Genomic DNA, 1,424 nt, shown 5'->3' with positions numbered 1-1,424 from the left:
AGTTGTTCCTGTCCCGGCGCATCCTCAAATAAAAGTTCGTTATACCCCTCCCCCTTATACGTCTTAGAGCGAAATGCCATCTGCGTTTTACTTTGGGGCAATTTTCCTGGCGGGACATTTGTCGCGTGATACGTCCTCCCCGTGATTATCGGTTGGTCCGGGTCGCCATCTAAAAAATCAACCAACACCTCCTGGCCCACACGCGGTATCGCCAGTACCCCCCAGCCTTGTCCTGCCCACGGTTGCGTGACGCGTATCCAACACGAGCTATGGTCATCATATTTCCCTTCTCTATCCCAAAAAAATTGCACCCGGATTCGACCTACATTGTCCGTAAATATCTCCTCTCCCTTCGGGCCGACCACCTGAGCGATTTGCGGACCATCTACCTTCGGTTTGGTACGTTGTAATGGACGCCAGGTCTGATACTTCGGGATAACCTGAAAGTGATTGGTAAAATATGTCCCTTTTTCGCCCGCTTCCCCTTCTACCGACTGCGGTTGTTCTCCTCGGCTTACTACGCCAATCACTTGCCATGTGCTGTTAAATGCCGGATTCGGGTGTTGGCTGAGTGTTAAAAGTCTGCCCGGCGATAAACCCGGAATATTACTTTCTCCTTCCCCTAAATGTGCATCCCTTCTCAAACTCTCTAAACGATAACGGGTAAAGGCTTTGCCTTGTTCACTCCCTTTAAACCTGCCCGGGTAATCATAATGCTCATAACCCTGTCTTTGTCCCTCTCCCTCTGTCGCACTTTGTTCAAACTGCGCTTCCCAATCCGGCTTTTTAAAGGTGTAATCTTTCAATACCGCACGAGAATGTCTCACTTGAGTGCGTTTGAGAAATTGTCTTACCGTCTGTTCTTGTAGTTGAGTGGTTTTATTCGGGTTATAAGAGTAAGCAAGGGGAGAAGATAAGGTCTCGGCATTATCACTAAAAACAAGCGTTTCAATGCCCTCTTTCTCTTCAAAATAATAGAATATCCCTTCTTCTGCGGTGAGGCGTTGGATAAAATCAAAATCTGTTTCCTGCCATTGCACACAGAACTCCCTTACTGGATGGGCGTCTGTAAACGCAAAGGCATAATGGGCAATGCCGTGTTCATTCAACAGTGCGGTTAAAATCTGTTGTAGATTTTTTTGTTGGAAAATGCGGGCATTACGTCGTAAGCCGGTGCGCCACAGGGCCGGACGAATCTCCAAAAAATAGTGCGTTTGTTCAAACCCACTGTCGCCTTGGGTAAAACTTGAGATGATGCCTGAGATAACCCGTTCCGCTTTTCCCGATTGCCAAACGGTAAACTTCACCTTTTGGTCAAGCACCTGAGAAGCCTCTATAGCATCAAGGGGACTACTCAATTGAACTGTTAAACAATAGGGCTCGCTGTAATGCTCACGTAATTCAAAGGACACCACTGAAAAGGT

General features: G+C 47.4%; 1 protein-coding gene. It reads right to left on the bottom strand.

What is annotated here, in order from left to right:
- Window positions 1–1,424: type VI secretion system tip protein TssI/VgrG (tssI, locus tag BKK50_RS10315; protein WP_143529809.1), on the bottom strand; the 1,424-nt coding region annotated here is incomplete at both ends.

This window comes from Rodentibacter rarus (assembly GCF_001998965.1).
GTDB lineage: Bacteria > Pseudomonadota > Gammaproteobacteria > Enterobacterales > Pasteurellaceae > Rodentibacter > Rodentibacter rarus.
This window is presented reverse-complemented; position numbering and strand designations above follow the sequence as displayed.